General features: G+C 59.6%; 16 protein-coding genes. 5 read left to right on the forward strand and 11 right to left on the reverse strand.

Annotated elements, in window-relative coordinates; translation table 11 throughout:
• Positions 1–31 precede the first annotated feature (31 nt).
• Entirely contained in the window at positions 32–1,099 is a 1,068-nt protein-coding gene (locus ABIE13_RS23015) for a CobW family GTP-binding protein (RefSeq protein WP_354447815.1), read from the reverse strand.
• A 197-nt stretch (positions 1,100–1,296) separates the two neighbouring features.
• On the opposite strand from ABIE13_RS23015, the gene ABIE13_RS23020 reads away from it, so the two are divergent.
• Positions 1,297–2,139: a phosphate/phosphite/phosphonate ABC transporter substrate-binding protein gene (locus ABIE13_RS23020; protein WP_354447817.1), complete on the forward strand. Its 843-nt coding sequence runs from the start codon at positions 1,297–1,299 to the stop codon at positions 2,137–2,139.
• Positions 2,140–2,751: 612 nt separating this feature from the next.
• Here ABIE13_RS23020 and ABIE13_RS23025 read toward each other — a convergent pair.
• The 6 genes from ABIE13_RS23025 to ABIE13_RS23050 all read right to left on the reverse strand — a co-directional run bounded on the left by ABIE13_RS23025 (position 2,752) and on the right by ABIE13_RS23050 (position 9,135).
• The gene (locus ABIE13_RS23025; protein ID WP_354447819.1) at positions 2,752–3,735 is read right to left on the reverse strand and encodes a tyrosine recombinase XerC; all 984 of its coding nucleotides are present in this window, start codon (positions 3,733–3,735) and stop codon (positions 2,752–2,754) included.
• A gap of 20 nt (positions 3,736–3,755) precedes the next feature.
• A complete protein-coding gene (locus tag ABIE13_RS23030) occupies positions 3,756–4,421 on the reverse strand; it encodes a DUF484 family protein (protein WP_354447821.1) in 666 nt (221 codons plus the stop codon).
• Positions 4,422–4,432: 11 nt separating this feature from the next.
• Positions 4,433–5,323 carry a diaminopimelate epimerase gene (gene dapF, locus ABIE13_RS23035; protein ID WP_354447823.1) on the reverse strand — a complete coding sequence of 297 codons (891 nt, stop codon included), beginning with the start codon at positions 5,321–5,323 and terminating at the stop codon, positions 4,433–4,435.
• Between the two features lie 128 nt (positions 5,324–5,451).
• Positions 5,452–6,138, reverse strand: a complete 687-nt coding sequence (aqpZ, locus tag ABIE13_RS23040; RefSeq protein WP_354447825.1) for an aquaporin Z — start codon at positions 6,136–6,138, stop codon at positions 5,452–5,454.
• A gap of 337 nt (positions 6,139–6,475) precedes the next feature.
• Positions 6,476–7,549 carry a Holliday junction branch migration DNA helicase RuvB gene (gene ruvB / locus ABIE13_RS23045; RefSeq protein WP_354447826.1) on the reverse strand — a complete coding sequence of 358 codons (1,074 nt, stop codon included), beginning with the start codon at positions 7,547–7,549 and terminating at the stop codon, positions 6,476–6,478.
• Between the two features lie 119 nt (positions 7,550–7,668).
• Complete coding sequence (locus tag ABIE13_RS23050; protein ID WP_354447828.1) at positions 7,669–9,135, reverse strand: trypsin-like serine peptidase; 1,467 nt, start codon at positions 9,133–9,135, stop codon at positions 7,669–7,671.
• 177 nt (positions 9,136–9,312) lie between these two features.
• Here ABIE13_RS23050 and radA point away from each other — a divergent pair, with 177 nt between their 5' ends.
• Positions 9,313–10,701, forward strand: coding sequence for a DNA repair protein RadA (gene radA / locus ABIE13_RS23055; protein WP_354447830.1), 1,389 nt, complete (start codon positions 9,313–9,315; stop codon positions 10,699–10,701).
• A gap of 57 nt (positions 10,702–10,758) precedes the next feature.
• Here radA and ABIE13_RS23060 read toward each other — a convergent pair whose 3' ends face one another.
• From ABIE13_RS23060 to ABIE13_RS23075, 4 genes are all read right to left on the reverse strand, one after another.
• Positions 10,759–11,553 (reverse strand): ABC transporter ATP-binding protein, encoded by a 795-nt coding sequence (locus tag ABIE13_RS23060; protein WP_354447832.1) that lies wholly within the window; start codon positions 11,551–11,553, stop codon positions 10,759–10,761.
• Positions 11,550–12,464, reverse strand: a complete 915-nt coding sequence (locus ABIE13_RS23065) for an ABC transporter permease (RefSeq protein ID WP_354447834.1) — start codon at positions 12,462–12,464, stop codon at positions 11,550–11,552. Before ABIE13_RS23065 ends, ABIE13_RS23060 begins: the two co-directional genes overlap by 4 nt.
• Positions 12,465–12,578: 114 nt before the next feature.
• The gene (locus tag ABIE13_RS23070) at positions 12,579–13,559 is read right to left on the reverse strand and encodes an ABC transporter substrate-binding protein (protein WP_436278460.1); all 981 of its coding nucleotides are present in this window, start codon (positions 13,557–13,559) and stop codon (positions 12,579–12,581) included.
• A 143-nt stretch (positions 13,560–13,702) separates the two neighbouring features.
• Positions 13,703–14,608, reverse strand: coding sequence for a LysR family transcriptional regulator (locus tag ABIE13_RS23075; RefSeq protein WP_354447836.1), 906 nt, complete (start codon positions 14,606–14,608; stop codon positions 13,703–13,705).
• A gap of 98 nt (positions 14,609–14,706) precedes the next feature.
• On the opposite strand from ABIE13_RS23075, the gene ABIE13_RS23080 reads away from it, so the two are divergent.
• Genes ABIE13_RS23080 through ABIE13_RS23090 form a run of 3 tightly spaced genes read left to right on the forward strand, consistent with a single transcriptional unit; the run spans position 14,707 to position 17,081 of the window.
• Positions 14,707–15,027 carry a hypothetical protein gene (locus ABIE13_RS23080; RefSeq protein ID WP_354447838.1) on the forward strand — a complete coding sequence of 107 codons (321 nt, stop codon included), beginning with the start codon at positions 14,707–14,709 and terminating at the stop codon, positions 15,025–15,027.
• 9 nt (positions 15,028–15,036) lie between these two features.
• Entirely contained in the window at positions 15,037–16,056 is a 1,020-nt protein-coding gene (locus ABIE13_RS23085) for an alpha/beta hydrolase-fold protein (RefSeq protein ID WP_354447840.1), read from the forward strand.
• A gap of 47 nt (positions 16,057–16,103) precedes the next feature.
• Complete coding sequence (locus tag ABIE13_RS23090) at positions 16,104–17,081, forward strand: Bug family tripartite tricarboxylate transporter substrate binding protein (protein WP_354447842.1); 978 nt, start codon at positions 16,104–16,106, stop codon at positions 17,079–17,081.
• The last annotated feature ends 61 nt before the right edge of the window (positions 17,082–17,142 follow it).

Below are 17,142 nucleotides of genomic sequence, written 5' to 3' on the forward strand. Positions count from 1 at the left end.
GGAAGGGGTCTTGAAGCGGCATTTGCCGCCCTCAAGACACCAAACTTTGCTCAAGGCCCTGCACGAGGATGTCTTTGGGTAAATCAATTCCGATGAAGACCATTTTGCTGATCCGTGGCTCGTCTTCGCCCCACGCGGGGCCCAGATCGCTACCCATCAGCTGATGCACACCCTGGAAAATGACCTTGCGCTCCGTCCCTTTGATGGCCAGAACGCCCTTGTAGCGAAGCATCCGCGGACCATAAATATTGACTATGGCCCCCAGGAAATCCTCCAGCTTGGCGGGGTCGAAGGCGCGTTCGGAACGGAAAACGAAACTCTTGACATCATCATCGTGGTGGTGATGGTGGCCGTGCCCATGGTCATGACCGTGATCGTGTCCGTGGGCATGAGAAGGGTGATCGCAGTGCTCGCCATCATGGTGGTGGTGATCGTGCTCGTCTTCCTTGAGGAAATCCGGATCGATGTCCAGCTTGGTATTCAGGTTGAAACCACGAAGATCCAGGACTTCGTTGAGCGGAACATCGCCAAAATGAACGACCTTTTGGGGTGCGCGGGGGTTCATGTGCTTCAGGCGGTGCTGCAGCGCCTCGAGCTCGGTAGGGCTCACCAGATCAGCCTTGCTGATGAAGATCTGGTCAGCAAACCCGACTTGCCGGCGCGCTTCCTGGCGCTCATTGAGTTGCCCAGCCGCGTGTTTGGCGTCCACCACGGTGACGATGGCGTCCAGAAGGAAGCTCTCAGCGATCTCGTCATCCATGAAGAAAGTCTGCGCCACGGGACCTGGGTCCGCCAGACCTGTTGTTTCGATCACAACACGCTCGAAATCCAGCAGGCCCTTGCGCTTCTTGGCCGCCAGCAATTGCAGTGTGCTGCGAAGGTCTTCACGGATGGAGCAGCAGATGCAGCCGTTGCTCATCTGGATGATCTGCTCCTGTGTGTCATTGACCAGGATGTCGTTATCGATATTTTCTTCGCCGAACTCGTTCTCGATCACGGCGATTTTCTGGCCGTGGGCTTCGGTCAGCACGCGCTTCAAAAGCGTGGTTTTTCCAGCACCGAGAAAGCCGGTGAGGATGGTTGCGGGGATGAGAGACATGGTAGGTGACAGTCAAAGTTATCAGTAAAGCACCGAAAGCACCGGCGGCCGAACCTGTCAGTTTAGCGCCCTGGGACTTTCCCTGTATGCTGGCGGCCACATGTCTGCAAATATTGCATGTAGAACTTGTTTATGACTCCGCACGTTTTCTGTAGAACCTGCTGGGTCATTTTTTCGCATCCCTGGAGGGGGAAGAGATGAACTTACGATCCTTGCTGGTGATGGGCACGGTGGCTGTGTGTGCTCACCAGGTGCAGGCAAAAGACTTGATTTTGGGAGTGAGCGAAGGCACTTCTGGTGGTACGGATCACGCAAGGGTGCTGCTGAAGTACGGGGGATTGGCCAAAGTACTGAGTGGGGCACTCAAGACGAACGTCAATGTCGTGTTCGTGCGGGAGTTTGCTCAGCTCGAAGAGGGTATGGAAACCGGCCGGCTTGACCTGGCTCTGGCTCGGCCGAGCGACTTTCCGGCTCGGGGCTTGCGCAACTATGGTTACCAGTACGTCGCCACAGCCAAGCCAGACGGTCAGTGTTTCATCACCATTCCCAAGAACTCCCCCATCAAATCACTGGCAGAGATCAAGGGCAAGAAGATCGTCATGCCGGAAAAGATCTCCTACATGACGAAATTTTGCGCCGCTGAATTGCGCAACAACGGCATCGACATCAACAAGGAAGCCGTGACCTACGTCCGTGAGCAGGAAGCGGTGAGTTTCTACATCACGAATGGCTTCGGCCAGGTGGGCGCGCTGGCTTCCTACTCCGGCGCTGCCAAGAAGTGGGTCAAGGAAGGCGGCCAAGTGTTGCACAAGAGTGTGACGCAACCCTTTTTCCCTCTGATCGCAGAGAAATCTTTCGACAAAGCGGCCATTGCCTCCATGCAGAGGGCTTTGCTGGATCTTCCGAACTCTGCGGAAGGTCAGGCTGTTTTGAAATCCATCGGTATTGAGGGGTTTGATACGGGGTCTGAAGCGAAGTTGCGGCAGTTGCTGGATTGGTTGGGGTGTAAGGGTGGGGAGTGTGTTGCGGCGCAGAAATAGTGCTTCTGCCCTCCACTTTCCGAGCCCATGCATTTAGCTGATTGGCTCCTGGGCGGCGCCGGCCAACCGGTAAGAGCAAGCGGCGGTAGTTTTACGCCTGGTGATTGCTAATTGGCTTCTGCTTTTGCATTGAGGTCGGAGGCCGGGGAGTGCGCCCGGCAGCGCAGCCACCTTCTTTTGCTCCGCCAAAAGAACCTGGCGCAAGAAAAGGCGGCCCCAAGTCCGCGTCCCTGCGCTTCGCTCCGGGCAGCCTGCGATGCTCGGCCCAGGGGCGGTGCCGCCGAACTCACTTCGTTCACTTCGCTCTCTACGTTCAAACAGCGGCGGCAAGCTAGATCACGAAGCAAGAGCATCTTGCAGTGCTCTTGCCCGCCCCTGGCCCTGCGCTTCTCAGCGCGGCCAAAGGGGTGGGATACCCATTCGGGCCATTGCTGTGCTCGGCCCTGTACCGATTGGTCGCACGCGAATGGTCTTATTCCCTCTCCCCTAGCCGGGCGCCCGCCCGCAGGAGAGGGAGTCTCAATCAGAAGGCCGCGGAGCAGGCCATTCGGGAGTAGCCGCGGAGCTGGCTTTGCCAGGCCGCTGGCTGCGTCCCCCTGGGGGGAAGGCGCGTTAGCGCCTCAGGGGGGGGGGATTTTTCCTAGCTCGCGGATGCGCAGCATCGTAGGCTTTGGCCAAATGCTGAAAGTCCAGGCGGGTATAGACCTGAGTGGTGGCAATGTTGGCATGGCCCAGCAGTTCCTGGACAGCGCGCAGGTCCCCGCTCGATTGCAGCATATGGCTGGCAAATGAATGGCGCAGCATGTGAGGGTGTACTGGCGTGGCCAGGCCCGCCAGCAGGCTGCGACGCTTCAGGCGCTGCCAAACTGATGCGGCTGTCAGACGCGTACCGTAACGCCCGTTGAACAAGGCTCGCGCAGCGTCTGCATCGACCCCCGCAGGTGCATCGGAGCGAATCTCCAGCCATCGGCGCAAAGCAGCCTCTGCCGCACGGCCCAAGGGGACGGCGCGGCGCTTGCCGCCCTTGCCTCGCACCTGCGCCTCTCCAGACTGCAGATCTACCCAGCCCCGGCCACTGCGTTCAGCCTCGGTACTTGCGGACACGTCAAGCGTCACCAACTCTCCCACACGCAAGCCGCAACCATAGAGCAGCTCAACCATGGCGGCGTCACGCGCTTCCAGCCATGGGTCATCATCGGTTTCCTGGTGTTCAGCCAACTGGACAGCTTCGTCCACACCCAGGGCTTTCGGCAAGGGATTGGCCTGTCGCGGTGCACGGATGTCTTGTACCGGGTTGGAGGCAATGCGGCCTTCACGCCCAAGCCAGACATAAAACCCCCGCCAGCCCGAGAGGATCAAGGCAATGCCCCTGCCACTGCGGCCGCCACCGTGCATGTGGGCCACCCAGCGGCGCACATGATGGCTTTGGACATCCTTGAGCTGCACCTCAGCTTGCAGGGCGTAGGTCTTCAGCTTTTCAAGATCCAGGCTGTAGAGCGTGACCGTACGATCAGCCAAGCGCTTCTCGACCCGTACGTGCTCCAGATAGCGCTCGATCAGCGCTGCATCGTCCTCAGGAAGGGGTAAATGCGCCATACAGGTCTTGAAAAGTTATCTCATCGTTTCAGCCGAGAAAGTGCTGCGCTGGCGATTTGGGCGATGCGCTCGAGGAAATCGGTGGCCATGCCGGCCTGATAACGCTGGCTGTCGGGAGAGGACAGTACCAGCAGGCCAAACGCTGGCGCACCTTCGGCAGGCCGCAAGGGGATCAAGGCTAGCGATGCGGCGGCTTCAGGGTCTTCAAGCCAGCTCACGGCTTCAAACCCGGCGTTGACGCCACAATAAGGCGTTACCAGGGACGACGCGAGGCTTTTAACGTCGCCGCTGACTTCCTGCGCAAAGGGCTCTGCTGCGTAGGTGTCCGCAACGTCCCACAATTTGATGGCCGCCTGCGGCACACTGAATTGGCTTTTGATCTCGCTCACCGTCACCACGGGCAGGTCAGCTGGGCGTTGCACCAGAAACAGCTGCCGCGACCAACGCTGGAGCTTGTCGCCAATCAGCATATTCTCGTTGCCGTGGCGCATCATTTCCATCAGGCGCTGCTCCAGCACCTTGATCTTCTCGCGAAGCATTTCTGCCTGGCGCTCCTGAAGGCTGACAGCGCGGCCGCCATGGGGACTGGTAAGTTGCACTGCACTGAGCAAATCGGCGTGTCGCTCGAAAAAATCAGGGGTATGCACCAGAAACTGCGCAATATCTTCTTCGGTGATGGGATTCATGGCGGTGGAATTCATAAGCTTTCTGGAATGTCGATCTCGCCTTCAAAGACGGTAGTGGCTGGACCTGTCATCAGCACCGGGCTGCCTTCCCGGCCGGCCCACTCAATGGTCAGGTCGCCGCCATGCGTGGAGACCTGAACACGTTGATCAAGCAGGCCCAGACGAATACCCGCCACCACAGCCGCACAGGCGCCCGTGCCACAGGCCAAGGTTTCACCCGCCCCGCGCTCGTAGACGCGTAAACGGATCTGGCCGCGATTCTCAATCTGCATGAAACCCGCGTTAACCCGGTTCGGAAAGGCAGGATGGTTTTCAATCAAGGGGCCTTGGGTCAGGACAGGCGCCTTGTCCACATCATCGACCAATTGAACCGCATGGGGGTTACCCATGGACAACACAGCCAGGTTCACCGTGCCTGAAGTTGCACCACAGGAAGTTTCAGAAGACAAAGCCACGGGCCAGAGTTGCCAGCCGCCATGGTCAATGGGATTCATGCCAGCGGGGTTGAATGGCACCGCAGGCAGATCAAACACCGGGGCGCCCATGTCCACGGTGACGCCACCGTCCACGTTTTCGGTCAGCTCGATAACGCCGCGCTTGACCTTGACGCGAACCGTACGCTTGTCAGTCAGGCCACGCCCGCGCACAAAGCGCACGAAGCAGCGCGCGCCGTTGCCGCAGTGTTCGACCTCGCCCCCATCATTGTTGTGGATCACATATTCGAAATCCACATCAGCTTGCGGTGCAGGCCGGACGCCCAGGATCTGGTCAGCTCCGACGCCAAAATGGCGATCCGCCAGCCAGCGGTATTGCGCAGGCGTGAGCCCCAGCGGTCCCGCCGTCTCGTCGAGCACGACAAAATCGTTGCCCGCGCCTTGCATCTTGGTAAAGCGAATGTGCATGGCAGGATTATCCCTTTATCCTCCCATTGCGAAAGCCACAGGGTCTTAGAGCGTGTGTGCGATCGATTCAAGGAACGGCCAGGTCCTGGGTCGAGGATGTTTTATGCAAACATCCTCAGGCCGCGTGCTCAGTCTTCGTTGCTGGCAACGACCTTGTAGACCACTGCGCCGATGATGCCGCCGACGATAGGGGCCAGCCAGAAGATCCACAACTGACTCAGAGCGCCAGTTTGTGCAAAAAGCGCCACGCCAGTAGAACGTGCGGGATTCACCGAGGTATTGGATACGGGAATGCTCACCAGGTGGATCAGCGTCAGGCACAGGCCAATGGCAATGGGCGCAAAACCGGCTGGCGCCCGCTTGTCAGTGGCCCCCATGATGACGAACAGGAATACCGCCGTCATCACGACTTCGCACACCAGTACGGCCATCAGGGAATATTTGCCCGGAGAAAGATCGCCATATCCGTTGGTGGCGAACCCGCCTGGCTGCCAGCCTGGCTGGCCACTGGCAATCACATACAGCACGGCAGCAGCAGCTACTGCGCCAATCACCTGAGCAATAACGTAAGGCACGAGATCCTTGACCGGAAAGCGACCACCAGCCCACAGCCCGAACGACACGGCAGGATTCAGGTGGCAACCTGAGATGTGCCCTATGGCAAAAGCCATGGTCAGCACCGTGAGGCCAAATGCGAGCGACACACCCGCAAAACCTATGCCCAATTCGGGAAACGCGGCTGCCAGCACAGCACTACCGCACCCTCCGAGAACCAACCAGAAAGTGCCAATCAGTTCCGCCAGATATTTTTTCATTAGATTCCTCCAGTAGCACCAGAAAAAGGCAAGGCGAGCCCTTTGCTGCCCCAACCCCACTCGAGAGGAATTTCAACACAGACAACATCCGCGCGCTAGCGCAAGTGTTGCGTTTGGAACTAGGCCGTGAGAACTTTGTGGGGAGAAACTGAAAATAATGGAGTAAAAGGCTGTAACGCCTCCAGGTGCCCACGGTCGCAAATCAAAAAAAGAGGTCGAGGCCTAAAGCACGGCCCTACCCAGCGATCTCGCGATCATGGACTCGGCCCTGTCCGAGCGACCCGAAGACTTACGTTGGCCGATGGCCCCTGCACGCCAGGACTTGGTCGGCCCTGCCTCAAGCTGTGTCGCCAAACAGTCCGCTCGGTGCCTGCGGCGCAGCCAACCCCAAGTGTCTGTAGGCAGCCAACGTGGCGATGCGCCCTCTTGGCGTGCGCTGCAGATAGCCTTGCTGGATCAGATAGGGCTCGATCACGTCTTCTATGGTGCCTGGCTCCTCGCCGATGCTGGCAGCAATGTTGTCCAGCCCCACCGGTCCACCATCGAAGCGGTGGATCACAGCCTCAAGGAGTTTGCGGTCCATGACGTCCAGGCCGATAGGATCCACATCGAGCATGGCCAGCGCTTTGTGCGCGATGTCCTGCGTGATTCGCCCGTCACCCTTGACATCAGCGTAGTCGCGCACACGGCGCAGTAAACGGTTGGCAATACGCGGGGTGCCGCGGCTGCGGCGGGCGATTTCCCGGGCACCTTCCGAATCGGTTTCCACCTTCAAAAGGCCCGCAGAGCGCTCGACAATGCGCGTCAGTTCATCCGGCGTGTAGAACTCCAGCCGTGCGACGATGCCGAAACGGTCGCGCAAGGGATTGGTGAGCATGCCCGCGCGCGTCGTGGCGCCCACCAGAGTGAAGGGCTGAAGGTCGAGCTTGATGGAGCGCGCGGCAGGCCCTTCGCCGATCATGATGTCAATCTGAAAGTCCTCAAGCGCCGGGTAGAGAATCTCCTCCACCACGGGACTCAGCCGATGGATTTCATCAATGAACAGAACGTCATTGCGCTCCAGATTGGTAAGAAGCGCCGCCAGGTCCTTCGGCTTTTCCAGCACGGGGCCGCTCGTCTGGCGCAGGTTGACGCCCAACTCATGCGCAATGATGTGAGAGAGCGTCGTTTTACCCAATCCCGGGGGGCCGAACAGCAGCACGTGGTCCAGCGCCTCGCTGCGTTTTCTCGCAGCGCCGATGAAAATCTCCAGCTGTTCACGCGCCTTGGCCTGACCAACGTAATCATCCAGCAGCTTGGGTCGCAGCGCGCGTTCCAGCGCCTCCTCCTTGGGCGACGCAGTCGCGGCGGACACCATGCGGGGAGCCGTGCGGTCCGAGGGCAGATCAAAGTCATCAACGGTAATGCTCATGACTCGATTGTGACTTGGGTTTATGCCTGACGGGTGTTAATCACGGGCTGGCCGAACCTTCTAAAGCGCGCCTGCAATGGGGCTCAGAAGGCGGGCATGCCGATTTCGCTCACACCTTCTCAGTTCAACCAACGGTTGATGCCTGCAGCGTAGGAGTTCTCTAAACGTCCGTAATAGTCTGCGCCATTAGGATTCTGGCAACTGGCAGCGCCGCCCCAAAGCGATCCAACGACATAGCGCGTGCTATTGATCTGTGTAAAAAGAGGTCCGCCGCTGCTGCCTTGTTGAGTCACCCCCTGCTGCCAGGCCACTTTGAGCCGAGCACCGAGGCTGGCACTGCTGTCCACGCAAGTGGATCCCGTACAGGCAGCGTATCCGGTCACTTGACCCACACTGTATTTCTGCAGATCACCCTGAGGATTGTGGACGCTCGCCACACCAACGCCAGGCGTGACTCCTGAACCAAAATAGGAACCTGCGTAAACCACTCTCGCAGGTGGCTGCATATTGAGTTTGACCAGTGTGTTGTCTATGGTTGCGTTGGCATACAGCAAATCGGCACCGCCCGTGGTGCGGGTCATCGCGGTGTCAACGAGTGGAGCGCTATTGCAAGCTGAGGCCCGGAAGAACCAGTAGGCGACGATGGTGGAAGCTGAGGCCTGATCCGATATGCAATGGGTAGCCGTCAGGAAGTATGGTGTTCGACTACTGCGGACATCGTTCAGCAGTGTTCCGGTGCACATGAAGGCACCCGAACTGGTGGAATAGATGATCTTGGCCACCGATCGGCTTTCAGTGTCCAGATCCGGCCTGCACATCACATCCAGGTTGCAGCTGTCAGCTGCCCCAATATTGCGGACATCCTTTGGTTGTGCCCAGGTTTGCTCGACGGTAGTGGTGAAATGCGATAGCCGAGGCACCGCCAGGCGCAACATACTGGCGTCTACGCCTGCCGGCAACTGAACCTCAAGAGTACTGACTGCACCCGCCGTGTCCGGGCCCCACACCATGCGAGCAGCCTCACCCATCACACCCCTTGATTCATTGGTGGCACGTAGCTGGGAAAGTTGGTCAGACGTCATTTCGACGACTTCATCTCCAACGCCGTAGAAGCGCAAAACAGTACCCGCAGGCACGCTGTCGGCCAATACCGCCAATCGAATGGCCCGGGCGCCTTCTGCCTCAAAAGCCACTGCAGCCACCTGCCCGCCCTCCGCAGTGGGCTTCCAGCTCCACAAGGCAGCCAGATCCCCGGAGTCTGCCGTGGCAGCCACCTCCCGACCTTCACCGATCTTCAAGGCTGTTCCCATCTCCCCGAAGGCTGCGGCTTTCACTACAGTCAACGGCCCAAGGCTCACGCGCGGCGTAGGCGCGCCTGAAGGGAACTGCTTGGTGGCCACGACGGCCGTCTTGGCAAGGGTGCTACGCGGAGAAAGCGCCGTGTCCAGGGGCTCGATGCGGTCACCGGCTACCGGCGTGGGCGCCGGGGTGGGCGTAGGGGAAGGCGCTGGCGAATCAGAGCCTCCGCCACAGGAAACCAGTGCTGCGGCCGCTACGGCCGCCCACAGAGCATGCAGTTTCTTCATCGAGTCTCTCCGCAAAGGGGTCTATATCCAACAAGAGCCAGCCTTCCTGCAGTCACCCAGGAAGAAGGAGCTCGGACAACTTATAACGAACATTCTCAGCCACGCCGTCACCGGATCCAAGGCCAATCGCTTTCCACATTCTGCACGATTGAACGAAAGCGCCATTACGATCGGGTGATGGCAAAAGAAAAGAGCATATTCACCTGCAACGAATGCGGTGCGACCAGCGCACGCTGGCTGGGCAAATGCCCCTCCTGCGGGGCATGGAATTCATTGATTGAGTCGGTGGCCGAAGCTCCTGCTTCGGGGAAGAACCGTCTGGGTACGGCTTTTACAGCCTTGGCCCCCAGCAGCGAAGTCCGGGCACTCGCTGCCATCGATGCGGTGGAGGTGGCGCGTACGCCGACCGGACAAAGCGAGTTGGACCGTGTGCTCGGCGGTGGCATCGTCGAGGGTGGCGTGGTGCTGATTGGCGGTGATCCGGGCATCGGCAAATCGACCTTGTTGTTGCAAGCACTGGATACCCTTCAGCGGGCGCAGTTGAACACTTTGTATGTCACGGGCGAAGAAAGCGGCGCGCAGGTTGCCTTGCGGGCGCGGCGGCTGGGCATCGTCGGCTCTGAGGTCAACGTCCTGGCAGAAATACAGCTGGAGAAGATCCTGGCTACCCTTTCCAGTCAGCGACCTGCCGTGGCGGTGATCGACTCGATACAGACTGTTTTCAGCGATCAATTGACCAGTGCCCCAGGTAGCGTGGCCCAGGTCCGCGAGTGCGCGGCTCACCTGACCCGCTATGCCAAAGCCAGCGGCTGTGCCATCGTACTGGTAGGCCACGTGACCAAGGACGGGCAACTGGCTGGGCCTCGCGTGCTGGAGCACATGGTAGATACCGTGCTGTACTTCGAAGGCGATACCCATTCGAGCTATCGGCTGGTGCGGGCCATCAAGAACCGATTTGGGGCCGTCAACGAGATTGGGGTCTTCGCCATGACCGAGCGAGGGCTGAAGGGCGTGAGCAATCCCAGCGCTATTTTCCTCAGCCAACATGCGCAACCGGTGCCCGGCAGTTGCGTTCTGGTGACGCTGGAGGGAACCCGGCCGATGCTGGTGGAGATCCAGGCCTTGGTGGATTCCGGGGGACCGAGCCCTCGCCGACTTTCGGTGGGACTCGAGCGCGACCGCCTGGCCATGCTGCTGGCCGTGCTGCACCAACATGCGGGTGTCGCGACCGGAGATCAGGATGTGTTCGTCAATGCGGTGGGCGGGGTACGCATCAGCGAGCCTGCGGCCGATCTGGCGGTGATGCTCGCCATTACCAGCAGCTTGAGAGGCAAGCCACTGCCCAAAGGCTTCATTGCCTTTGGAGAAGTTGGCCTGGCGGGCGAAATTCGCCCCGCTCCGCGCGGGCAGGAGCGATTGAAGGAGGCCGCAAAGCTGGGCTTTTCCGTCGCAGTTGTCCCCAAAGCCAACGCCCCCAAGAAAGCGGAAAAATCCCTGGAAGGCCTGACCATTCACGCCGTGGAACGCGTGGACGAGGCGATGGCGCTGGTGCGCGGTCTGGATTAACGCGCGAGTTAGCACTTCATAGGGCATATGCCCTGTGACCTGCCCGGCAACCGTCTGTCAGCCGAGCAGCAACGCGTCGTCGCTCACCTTTTCACCCCGCGTGCGCTCGAACAGCGCCAACAGATCTGGTACATCCATGCGTGCGCGCTCTTGCCCTGCAACATCAAGCACAACCTCGCCCTGGTGCAGCATGATGGTGCGCGTGCCGTGGTCCAGCGCCTGCCGCATCGAATGTGTGACCATGAGCGCGGTCAGCTTGTTTTCATTCACGATGCGATCCGTGAGTTGCAACACGAATGCAGCGGTCTTGGGGTCGAGCGCTGCAGTATGTTCGTCCAGCAACAGGATGCGTGAAGGCTGCAGGGCTGCCATCAAGAGGCTCACGGCTTGCCGTTGCCCCCCCGAGAGCAGGCCCATGCGGTCGCTGAGCCGGTTCTCCAGGCCAAGATTCAGCTGAGCCAGACGCTCGCGAAACAGCGTACGCAATTCCGATCGTACGGCCCGACCAAACCCCCTGCGCTGGCCTCGTTGCCAGGCCAGGGCCAGATTTTCCTCAATGCTGAGCGCCTCGCAGGTACCCGCCATGGGGTCCTGGAACACGCGTGCAACGAGGCTGGCTCTTTCCCAGGAGTTCAGGCGGGTCACATCCCGGCCGTCTATGACAATCTGGCCGTCATCGACCAGCAGATCTCCGCTGATGGCATTCAACGTGGTGGACTTGCCTGAACCATTGGAGCCGATGACGGTGACAAACTCCCCCGCCGAAACGTTGAGTTCCACGCCGCGAAGCGCTGGGTTCTCTATGGGCGTTCCTGGATTGAAAGTCTTGTACAAGCTGCGCAGTTGCATCATGGCTGGCTTCCTCCTGCAGGCTTGGCAGATTTGACGGGTTTGCGCCATTTGGCCTTCAAGCGCGGCAGCACCAGCGCCACAGCCACCAGGACCGCGGTAATCAGATTCAGATCCTGCGCCTTCAGGCCTATGAAATCAGCCTCCAGGGCCAGAGCAATGAAGAGCCGATACATCACTGCACCTACCACCGTGGCCAAAGTGATGATGTAGAGCGTGCGGCTTGGCATCAGCGTTTCACCAATGATGACCGCAGCCAGGCCGATCACGATAGTGCCCAGGCCCATGGACACATCTGCCCCGCCTTGCGTTTGCACATACAGAGCGCCTCCCAGTGCGATCAAGGCATTGGATAGCGCCATGCCGCCCAGGACCACCCGGCCAGTGTGCACGCCTTGAGCACGCGCCATGCGCGGATTGGCGCCGGTGGCGCGCAGGGCCAATCCCATCTGAGAAGAAAAGAACCAGTCCAGCATCAGCTTGACCAATAGAACAATGCCCGCGAGCACCAGTGGCTGCACCCAATAGGCGTCGTTCTCTCCGACAAATGGCATGAAGACTGTGGGCTCGCCCAGCAGCGGAATATTGGGTGCGCCCATGATGCGCAGGTTGATGGAATACAGCGCGATCATGGTCAAAATGGACGCCAGCAGTTGCAAGATGCCCAGCCGCACGTTAAGCCAGCCTGTCAGCAGCCCAGCTGCAGCGCCAGCCAGCATGGCAATCAGACAAGACAACCACGGATTCCAGCCTGACACAATCAGCACGGCTGCCACCGCCCCACCGAGAGGAAAGCTGCCATCAGCGGTCAAGTCCGGGAAATCGAGTACGCGAAACGAGATCCACACCCCCAGCGCCACCAGCGCGAAGATGAGTCCGATTTCCAGCGCACCCATGAATGAGAGCATCGACATAGGGTCGGTCCTTTAGGCAAAAAGCAAAACCGGCGCCACGAAGGCGCCGGTTGATAAGCGAGATTTTATTTCACCCTCAAAGCGAGTTCGGACAAGACGAAGAAGTCACTTAAGTCACTTCACGACTTCGGCGGCTTCCTTGATCAAGGCCTCTGGCAGCTTGACGCCCTGCTTCTCAGCCGCGCCCGGGTTAACCACGAGTGACATTTTGGCGCCGACTTCTGGCGCAATGGCTCCCGCCTTGGTGCCTTTGAGGATGCGGTCCACGATCTTGCCGGTCTGACGACCCAGGTCGTAATAGTTCATTCCCAAAGCAGCAACGGCGCCGCGCTTGACGGAATCGGTGTCAGCGGCCACCAGCGGCAGCTTGGCTTCTTCGGCCACGCGCACCATGGATTCATATGCCGAGACGACGTTGTTATCCGTGGTGGTGTAGATCACATCCGCCTTGCCCACCAGGCTTTTGGCAGCGGAAGGAATATCGACGGTGCGTGGCGCAGCGGCTTCAGCCACAGTCATACCCCTCTTGGCCAGCTCCGCCTTCAGCTCTTTCAGAACGATGGTGGAATTGACTTCGCCGGGGCTATAGACATAACCCACCCGCTTGGCACCTGGTTTCACTTTCAACAGCAAATCGATCTGCGCTGCCAGAGGCAGGGCATCTGAAGCACCTGTGACATTGGTGCCGGAAGGCTGCCAGCTCTTGACCAACTTGGCCGCGACCGGGTCGGTCACCGCAGCGAACACGACAGGAATACTTTTGGTTGCAGCCACAGCTGCTTGCGCGCTGGGAGTGGCCACGGCCACGATGACGTCGACCTTGTCGCCAACGAACTTGCGAGCAATTTGCCCGGCGGTGGCGGAATTGCCCTGTGCACTTTGGTAACTGAGCTTGAGGTTCTTGCCCTCTTCCCAGCCCAGAGCCTTCAATTCGTCCTGAACGCCCTTGCGAACGGCATCGAGCGCCGGGTGGTCAACGATAGCGGTCACGCCAACGGTCTTGACTGCCTGGGCTTGTACGCCAGGCGCCATTGCCAATGTCGCGAGGGCAGCCAGGGTGCCCACAGCCCATCGACGAGCAACAAAAGTGGTCATGATCGTGCAATCTTTCTAAATTCAAAACCAATAACGAGTGTGCAATGTTCGCACACTCTGCGCCTATATCGACTCATGGAAAACCTGATGTCACCTGAAGCCTTGGCTGGGTTATCCGCGTCAGGCAGATCCGTTGCGCGATTTCAGCCATGGCCTGCCATATGCTCACGCAGCATGTCCCAAAGCGTCGCCGCCGGCTGACTCAATGAGGTGTCGCGCCGCCTGAACAGTCCGATGCGCCGCACGATATCAGGGGAGTGCAATGGCCGCGACAACAGATCAACCGCCGCGTCCGATTGCAACGCCAGATGGGGCAACACGCCAATGCCAACCCCGCCACGCAACAGCCCCAGCATAGAGGACAAATGCTCCACTTCGTCGAACCACGGCGACGCGATACCCTCCGCGGCGAGGGTTTCGTCGATCTGCTGGCGGTTGGCGCTGGTCGATCGCAGCGCCACCACCCGCCACGCTTGTAGCTCTTTCCAGGAAACACGCTTGCGGCGTTGCAGTGCGTGGCCTGCTCTGAACGCGATGACATAGGGGTCGTCCACGCAGTACTCAGCATGGAGCTCGGTCGACGGATGGCCCAGCACGCCAATGCCGAACTCTGCTTCGCGCGCAAGCACAGCGTGTGCAACGCGCTGTCCAGTGTCATCTCGCAGGTGCAGGCGTACGTTGGGATAGCGTTTGCGGAACGCATCCAGTACAGGAGGCAGCATCGAATAGGCGACCGTCGTGAGGCAAGCCACATCTATGCGCCCAGATTCACCACGCGCACTTCGGCCAGCCTCAGCTACCGCATCGTCAAGTTGATTGAGCAGCAGGGCTGTCTTGCGGATCAGATTAAGTCCAAGCGAGGTCAACGCGACACGACGGGTAGTGCGCTGAACGAGGCGACCACCCACCACCGCCTCCAACTGAGAAACGCGTCGACTCAAGGCCGATTGTGTGATGTGTAGGCGCTCTGCTGCCCGCACGAAGCTTCCAGCGGCATGCAGCGCTGCCAATGCCCTCAAGTCATCGACGCGGTAATTCGTGATCGCCATGCATTAAATCTTGAGAATTGATCAATTTACAGAATGTAGTCCAACACCAAGAATTCGCCCCTCCGCTCCTGGTTCTTCTTTTCTTTCTGGTTGTCTTCATGCCCGTCATCAAAATTTTCAGCGCCGCGTCCCTCTCGCCCGATCAGATAGAAATAGTGGGATCGGATTTGGAAAAGCTCTGCATGGAATTGCTGCGCGCGCAACCCACGGCAATTCAGATTGCCTTCCTGCCTGCGGTCATGGCCCGAGGCGCCTCGATCCTCATGGAAATGCATTACCGCGCGCAGCCTTATCGAGATACGCAGGCTCTGAATGCCTTCATGGATGGCGCTGAGCGTTCGTTGCTGAAAAACCTTGGTCAGACACCGCGCATCCGGTGTTTCTCCGTGGATGTGATTGGCCTGTCTGCACGCAACTAAGGAGTAGCCGTGAAAGATGTCAACACGCGCGTGGATGCCCCCTGCGCGCCCATGTGCCTGCGTGAGATCCGCAGTTTCTTCGTAGGAGGTTCGGTGCGCACTTTGACAGGGCTGCCGGTCGAACAGCGACGCTTTTCCCAGAATGGACCTTCACGTGGTGTAGACCCCAACGGTGACCACGTCAGCGGTCAGATGTATGTGCAGGCCTACCTGCAGGCACAACCCACCAGACCTTTTCCTCTTCTGCTTTGGCACGGAGGTGGCATGACTGGCGCCAACTGGGAAACAACACCCGATGGCCGCGCAGGCTGGCTCACTATATTCCTGCGCGCGGGCTTTGATGTCTATGTCAGCGATGCTGTCGAGCGCGGCCGCGCAGGCTGGTCGCGGTGGCCCGAGATTTATGCGGACGCCCCCCTGCACCGGACCCTTGATGAAGGCTGGGACATGTTTCGCATCGGGCCACGCGCTGGCTATTCAACCCAGGCAGCAGATCGGTGCGCCTATGCAGGCCAGCAGTTCCCGGTCAATGCCTTTGACACCTTTGCTGCCCAGTGGGTGCCGCGTTGGACAGACCATGAAGCGCAGACACTCGCAGCTTACGATTCGCTTCTGCAGCAAGTCGGCCCCTGCATCGTGCTCGGCCACAGCCAGGGTGGCGGTTTCTCTCTTGAGGCCACGCGCAGACGACCCAACTCAGTGGCAGGGGTGATCGCCGTGGAGCCGTCTGGTGCCCCCGGAGCGGCAGATATCCACGGCGCCGCGGCGCTGCCCGCGCACTTGTTGGTCTGGGGAGACCATATTGCTGAGCACCCCGTCTGGCAGCGCTATCGCTCCAATGTGGATGCCTATGCCAGGGCGCTCAAGGCAGCCGGCGTGCAAACGGACATCTGTGATTTGCCCAGTGAGGGGATCAGCGGGAATTCGCACTTTCCAATGATGGACCTCAACTCTGACGCAGTCGCCGCTCGGATCTTGCACTGGCTTGACAGCATTGCGCCCACAGTGCCAACAGCGCCCGCTCATTGAATTCACCTTTCCACGCATCGCCTTTTTTTTTTCGGAGACACCACCACATGACCCGACGCCAATTTCTTCTGACTGCCGCATCCACTGCGGCGATTTCAGGCTTGACCGCGCTGCCGGCGTTTGCTCAGGACGCCACTTGGCCTTCACGCCCATTGCGCATCATCGTGCCGTTTGGACCAGGCAGCGGCAACGACATCGTGGCGCGCCTTGTAGCCGATCATCTTTCCCGCGCACTGGGTCAGCCCGTCGTGGTAGACAACCGCGCTGGAGCCAACGGCACCATAGGAGCGCTCGCAGCGGCCCGTTCCGCTCCCGACGGCTACACCCTGTTTGTCACGACCAACACGACGCAAGCAGCCGCACCGGGCTTGATGAAGAAAATCAGCTACGACCCAATCAAGGATTTCGCGCCCGTCGGGCGAATCGCCAACACACCCGCACTGTTGGTGGTCAATCCTGCTCTTCCGGTGAAAACACTGCCTGAGCTGATCGCCTTGGCCAAGGCTCGTCCAGGCAAGTTGAGCTACGCATCTGGAAGCGCCGGCACGCTGCTGCCGGGCGCCATGTTGACGAGCATGGCAGAGATAGACATGCTTCATGTGCCCTACAAATCCATCCCCCTGGGTTTGAACGACGTGGTCGCAGGTCAGGTCGACATGATGTTCACGGACATGGCGACCGGAACGCCTCAAGTCAAGGCAGGCAAGCTGCGCGCGCTCGGCGTGAGCAGCGTAGGCGCCTCTCCTGTACTGCCGGAGGTACCGCCCATTGCACAAACACTTAAAGGCTTTGAACTGCTCGCGTGGTATGCGATGTTCGTGCCGACGGGCACGCCAGGGCCAGTGGTTGAACGTCTCAACCGGGAAATAAACGCGGCTGTGGGGAGCCCGGCGATGCAGGAGCGTCTGGCCACATTGGGTTTGCAACCGGTGACCAGCACTCCACAGGAACTGGCTGACTTCAGCCGCAGCGAACTCACAAAGTGGACCCGCTTGATCAAGCAGGCAGGCATTCAGCCCGAATAGCCATTAATGCTTGCTCTGCCTGCCTACGAAGCGAAAGAGCAAGGGCCGGAGAGGGGCATCC

Origin of the sequence: Ottowia thiooxydans (genome assembly GCF_040548795.1) — a bacterium.
Taxonomy (GTDB): domain Bacteria; phylum Pseudomonadota; class Gammaproteobacteria; order Burkholderiales; family Burkholderiaceae_C; genus Ottowia; species Ottowia thiooxydans_A.

Excerpts from the sequence above, each read along its gene's own strand:
- ABIE13_RS23025 (WP_354447819.1), bottom strand. The coding sequence starts at position 3,735 with ATGGCGCATTTACCCCTTCCTGAGGACGATGCAGCGCTGATCGAGCGC.
- radA (WP_354447830.1), top strand. The coding sequence starts at position 9,313 with ATGGCAAAAGAAAAGAGCATATTCACCTGCAACGAATGCGGTGCGACC.
- ABIE13_RS23090 (WP_354447842.1), top strand. The coding sequence starts at position 16,104 with ATGACCCGACGCCAATTTCTTCTGACTGCCGCATCCACTGCGGCGATT.
- dapF (WP_354447823.1), bottom strand. The coding sequence starts at position 5,323 with ATGCACATTCGCTTTACCAAGATGCAAGGCGCGGGCAACGATTTTGTC.
- ABIE13_RS23065 (WP_354447834.1), bottom strand. The coding sequence starts at position 12,464 with ATGTCGATGCTCTCATTCATGGGTGCGCTGGAAATCGGACTCATCTTC.
- ABIE13_RS23020 (WP_354447817.1), top strand. The coding sequence starts at position 1,297 with ATGAACTTACGATCCTTGCTGGTGATGGGCACGGTGGCTGTGTGTGCT.
- ABIE13_RS23070 (WP_436278460.1), bottom strand. The coding sequence starts at position 13,559 with ATGACCACTTTTGTTGCTCGTCGATGGGCTGTGGGCACCCTGGCTGCC.
- ABIE13_RS23060 (WP_354447832.1), bottom strand. The coding sequence starts at position 11,553 with ATGATGCAACTGCGCAGCTTGTACAAGACTTTCAATCCAGGAACGCCC.
- ABIE13_RS23075 (WP_354447836.1), bottom strand. The coding sequence starts at position 14,608 with ATGGCGATCACGAATTACCGCGTCGATGACTTGAGGGCATTGGCAGCG.
- ABIE13_RS23080 (WP_354447838.1), top strand. The coding sequence starts at position 14,707 with ATGCCCGTCATCAAAATTTTCAGCGCCGCGTCCCTCTCGCCCGATCAG.
- ruvB (WP_354447826.1), bottom strand. The coding sequence starts at position 7,549 with ATGAGCATTACCGTTGATGACTTTGATCTGCCCTCGGACCGCACGGCT.
- ABIE13_RS23050 (WP_354447828.1), bottom strand. The coding sequence starts at position 9,135 with ATGAAGAAACTGCATGCTCTGTGGGCGGCCGTAGCGGCCGCAGCACTG.
- ABIE13_RS23030 (WP_354447821.1), bottom strand. The coding sequence starts at position 4,421 with ATGAATCCCATCACCGAAGAAGATATTGCGCAGTTTCTGGTGCATACC.
- aqpZ (WP_354447825.1), bottom strand. The coding sequence starts at position 6,138 with ATGAAAAAATATCTGGCGGAACTGATTGGCACTTTCTGGTTGGTTCTC.
- ABIE13_RS23015 (WP_354447815.1), bottom strand. The coding sequence starts at position 1,099 with ATGTCTCTCATCCCCGCAACCATCCTCACCGGCTTTCTCGGTGCTGGA.